This window comes from uncultured Maritalea sp. (assembly GCF_937139385.1).
Lineage (GTDB): Bacteria > Pseudomonadota > Alphaproteobacteria > Rhizobiales > Devosiaceae > Maritalea > Maritalea porphyrae_A.
On record NZ_CAKZPW010000059.1, the window covers coordinates 1 to 3,614 of the forward strand.

General features: G+C 50.2%; 4 protein-coding genes and 1 pseudogene. 2 read left to right on the forward strand and 3 right to left on the reverse strand.

The genetic code is table 11. The annotated features are described in order from the left end of the window. Positions 1-262: pseudogene (locus tag Q0231_RS02600) on the reverse strand (hypothetical protein); the annotation flags it as partial. Between the two features lie 505 nt (positions 263-767). Here Q0231_RS02600 and Q0231_RS02605 point away from each other — a divergent pair. Continuing rightward, positions 768-2,357: a PAS-domain containing protein gene (locus Q0231_RS02605; RefSeq protein ID WP_269392722.1), complete on the forward strand. Its 1,590-nt coding sequence runs from the start codon at positions 768-770 to the stop codon at positions 2,355-2,357. Position 2,358: 1 nt separating this feature from the next. On the opposite strand, the gene Q0231_RS02610 is transcribed toward Q0231_RS02605, so the two are convergent. Both Q0231_RS02610 and Q0231_RS02615 read right to left on the reverse strand, forming a co-directional pair. Beyond that, positions 2,359-2,703, reverse strand: a complete 345-nt coding sequence (locus Q0231_RS02610) for an antibiotic biosynthesis monooxygenase (RefSeq protein ID WP_269392723.1) — start codon at positions 2,701-2,703, stop codon at positions 2,359-2,361. After that, a complete protein-coding gene (locus Q0231_RS02615) occupies positions 2,700-3,026 on the reverse strand; it encodes an NIPSNAP family protein (RefSeq protein ID WP_299344718.1) in 327 nt (108 codons plus the stop codon). The genes Q0231_RS02610 and Q0231_RS02615 overlap by 4 nt, the downstream gene beginning before the upstream one ends. 73 nt (positions 3,027-3,099) lie before the next feature. Between Q0231_RS02615 and Q0231_RS02620 the strand changes: the two genes are divergently transcribed. Continuing rightward, the coding region (locus Q0231_RS02620) for a winged helix-turn-helix domain-containing protein (RefSeq protein WP_299344721.1) at positions 3,100-3,614 on the forward strand (515 nt) is incomplete at its 3' end.

Consider the following 3,614-nt stretch of genomic DNA (forward strand, 5'->3'; position numbering starts at 1 on the left):
GCGAACCGGGGCGCATGGATTTAAAACGAAGTACGGTGGGCAAAGTATCTTCGCCATCAACTTGCATATTGATTACGATGACATCGGGCAATTTACGATCGAGCTTTGCCAAAAAATGGGTGATGGATTGAGACGTATCTGTTTGAAACCCTTCAAGGCGAAACAAGACTCCGAGCGCCTCGCAGGTGCCGTGATCAGCGTCGATAACGTGTATAAGTCGGTCTTTGTTGAATGCGTTGTGATAGTAAATATCAGCAGTCATTTGTGCCCCCCAATCTTGTTTGACGGACTATGAAAAAATCTTGCTGGAGTGCGGTAACCTTTGGCATGGCGTTGCTCACAATTATTGCTCAAAAAATCTCCCTTTCCGCTAAAATACGATGCGGAAAGCACCTAGTTAGTATGATCCCTATGTGCAGTTCTGGTAATTAGGCTAAATGCGCCCGTATTAACACCTACTATTATTCGTAAAACCACTTACATAGGCAATCATACCTACTATAGGTATATATTCCTTTAGCAAAACACAACTAAAAATTGTATATTTCGCAAAATCGCTCTAATTATGTGAAAAATTTGATGATTTTGCACGTTTCGTGTCAAATTGCACGTGCAACAAAAGGACAATATTCTTGCAACTCGTCCGGCCAAGGTCAAAAATCCACCTCTGATTCGTATCGGTTGATTGCGCTTGCCTTATTGAAAATGCTAGCGAAGGATAAACTGCGCTTTGCGACTTTTGCTCAATTGCGAAAAGGAGAACGTTTTTGAGTTCAAATGACGACGGCCCCGCGTTTCGCATTGTTGTGGACCATTTGGGTCAGGGCATTGCCATGTTTGATGCGTCCCATGCATTGGTGCTTTCAAACCAGCTGTTTAAAGACCTGCTTGGCTTGCCCGAACAATTGGTTGAAGCGGGCACAAAGCTCTCACACATCATTGATTTTTTGACGGCACGCGGCGATTTTGGCAAAGGCGATCTTAAAGAGCTTGCCCAAGTGCGCATGGCGCAAATCCAAGACAAACACGTTGGGCTAACCGAACGTCCAGGACATCAGGGTCAACATCTGGAGGTGCGCACAGACCATTTGCCTGATGGCGGTTTGGTGATCAGTTACGCCGATATTTCCAGCCGCATCGAAGCCGAACACGAGCTTGCCAGAGTGAACCAAAACCTTGAAGCACGCGTGCAAGACCGCACTCAAGCGTTGACCCTATTGAACTCGGAATTGGAGCGCGCGCGCGCCAAGGCCGATGCGGCCAATTTGGGCAAAACCCGTTTCCTGGCGGCCGCAAGCCACGATTTATTGCAACCCCTTAATGCTGCGCGGCTTTATACATCCACAATGATCGAACGTGCGCATGGCACTGACCTTGCTCGGCTGGCCCAAAACATCGATGCATCTTTGGGCGCTGTGGAAGATATTATGTCTGCATTGCTGGATATTTCACGCATCGACAGCGGCGCGCTGAAGCCTGCAAACTCTGTGTTTTCCATCCGCGAATTATTGCGCAAAGTGCGTGTGGAATTCGAGCCTGCCGCCGCTGAGAAAAACATCAAATTGCGACTTGTGGGTGCAGATAGTGTGGTGCGTACGGACCGACGTTTGGTGGCGCGGGTGGTGCAAAACTTGGTCTCCAACGCCATCAAATATACGCCTGAAGGCGGGTCGGTGCTCGTTGGCTGCCGAAAACGTGGTGGCAAGGTGCGGCTTGACATTATTGACAATGGCATTGGCATCGACAAAGGCCAGCAATCGCTTATTTTTGGTGAATTCTCACGCCTTGAACCGGGTGCCCGCATTGCTTCAGGATTGGGACTTGGATTGTCGATTGTGCAGCGGATCTGTTCAACGTTAAACCTGCAGCTTGAAGTTGAGAGCCAAGTTGGCAAGGGCTCTCGGTTTTCCATATATGTCCCCGAAGCGCAAAAAGGCGAAGCGCCGATTGCTGAACCCGAACCGGCGCACGTGGCTGTTAATGCAAGTCAATTCTTGGGCAAGCAAATCCTATGTGTCGACAATGAAGACGATATATTGGACGCCATGCAGTCGCTTCTTTCGGGTTGGGGATGCGATGTGCGCATTGCGAAATCGCTCAAGGCGATTTCGCAATCTTCAACTCTTGAGGGGTGGATTCCTGAATTGGTGTTGATGGACTATCATCTGGATCAAACATCAGGGTTGGACGCGATTGAGTGGCTGCGGCAAAATGTGGGTGGGCACTTGCCCGCCGTATTGATTACCGCGGACCGCACCCCCCAAGTACGTGACTTAGCTGCAGCAAGAAATATTACGGTTTTGCCAAAGCCTGTAAAGCCAGCCGCATTGCGTGCGCTAATTGGGCGATTGACGTAATTCAGCGCAAAACCTCGCGGCTATCATTAGGAGCCTCTTCGCGTACATTTTTGCCATAGTCCCTGATCACACAAGCAATGCGCAAACGGTAGTTGGCAAATAGTTTGTTGCGTCCTGCTTTTTGCGCGGCACGGTGGCTGGGCAGATTGCGCCAGGCTTTGACCGCCTCTTCGTTTTCAAAGAACGACAGAGAAAGCACTTTGTTTTCATTCGTCAGGCTTTGAAAGCGTTCAACGGAGATGAACCCATCCACCTGCTCCAATTCCGATTTGAGTTGTGCGGCAATGTCTAGGTAGGCCGATTTGTGTTCTGGGTGAGGCGTGACTTCAAAGATCACCGCAATCATGGCTTTGCTGCCCCATGCGGTGCGGAAGCGAGCGTGAGGAATGTGCGCTCTTCCTTGAGGATGAACTTTTCTTTTTGCGCGAACTGGTAGTTTTCTTGCCCCAATGGATCGGCAGAAAGTCGAGCGCGATATTGCTCATATGCGGCCAAACTCTCAATCGAATAAACGCCATAGGCCAAAGTTGACGAGCCTTCGTGCGGCGCGAAATAGCCGATTAAGTCCGCACCACAACGCGGAATTGCCTCGCCCCAATTGCGCGCATATTGTTCAAACAGCGCTTTCTTGGTAGGGTCGATCTGGTATTGGATGAAACATGTGATCATATCGATTTCTCCTGTTGGTTGGAAACAGCTTTGCCATATTGATCACCATCTATGCTTCGGCTATGGTCGAACTATGAAAGACGGACCAGACATATCTCGCATCGGCCAATTGATTGGCGATCCGGCACGCGCCAATATTCTGTCAGCCTTGATGAGCGGCAAGGCTTTGACCGCGACTGAATTAGCGCAAGAAGCTGGCGTGACGCTGCAAACAACAAGCGGCCATTTGGCTAAATTGGCCGACGGCGGGCTCATTCGGATGCGCAAGCAGGGCCGGCATCGCTATTATGCGCTAACAGACGATGAAGTGGCTGGGGTTTTGGAAAACCTGATGCATTTGGCTGCCATGAAGGGGCATTTGCGCACCCGCACTGGCCCGCGCGATCCAGCCCTTCGCCATGCGCGGATCTGCTATGATCACTTGGCGGGCGACAAAGGCATTGCGCTTTATGATGCGCTTATCCAGCAAGGTCATTTGCAAGAGACCGGCGACGAGCTTTCGCTAACGCGCTCTGGTGAGAGTTTTGTAGAAGAATTTGGCATTTCGCTTGAAGAAATTCAATCAAATCGCCGCCCACTTTGTCGCCA

What these genes read in the sequence shown, in the direction of transcription:
- Q0231_RS02610 (WP_269392723.1), bottom strand. Translation starts at nt 2,703, where the DNA reads ATGATTGCGGTGATCTTTGAAGTCACGCCTCACCCAGAACACAAATCG.
- Q0231_RS02615 (WP_299344718.1), bottom strand. Translation starts at nt 3,026, where the DNA reads ATGATCACATGTTTCATCCAATACCAGATCGACCCTACCAAGAAAGCG.